General features: G+C 46.4%; 2 protein-coding genes. Both read left to right on the top strand.

What is annotated here, in order from left to right; genetic code table 11:
* Positions 1-225: pyridoxine 5'-phosphate synthase (locus R7R24_RS29965; protein WP_318120623.1), on the top strand; the 225-nt coding region annotated here is incomplete at its 5' end.
* A 13-nt stretch (positions 226-238) separates the two neighbouring features.
* The coding region (gene acpS / locus R7R24_RS29960; protein WP_318120622.1) for a holo-ACP synthase at positions 239-537 on the top strand (299 nt) is incomplete at its 3' end.

Raw genomic sequence — 537 nt, 5'->3', positions numbered from 1 at the left:
GCACAATTGAAGAAGATTGCTGCGGGTGCAAGCTACGCTTATGACCTTTGTATTATTGTGAACGCTGGCCACGGTCTGACTTACCACAACGTAGCACCAATTGCTGCGCTACCAGAAATTTACGAGTTGAACATTGGTCACTCTATCATTGGACGTGCAGTGTTTGATGGCCTAGAAAAGTCAGTGGCAGAGATGAAAGCACTGATGATCGCGGCACGCAAATAACTAGGTTCTGCGAATGGCTATTTTAGGTTTAGGAACCGACATTGCTGAAATCGAGCGTATAGAGAAAGCGCTAGGCCGCAGTGGTGAACCTTTTGCTCGACGTATTCTCTCTGAGGATGAAATGGCAAAGTTTTCGCAACTTAAGCAGCAAGGGCGTTATCTTGCTAAGCGTTTTGCCGCTAAAGAGGCAGCATCGAAAGCGCTAGGTACAGGAATTGCACAAGGCGTAACTTTTCATGATTTTACCGTCTCGAATGATGAGTTGGGTAAGCCAATTTTAATGCTGTCTGGCGTGGCTCAAAAAATGGCGCA

It is taken from the genome of Vibrio sp. 704 (assembly GCF_033339295.1).
This window is presented reverse-complemented; position numbering and strand designations above follow the sequence as displayed.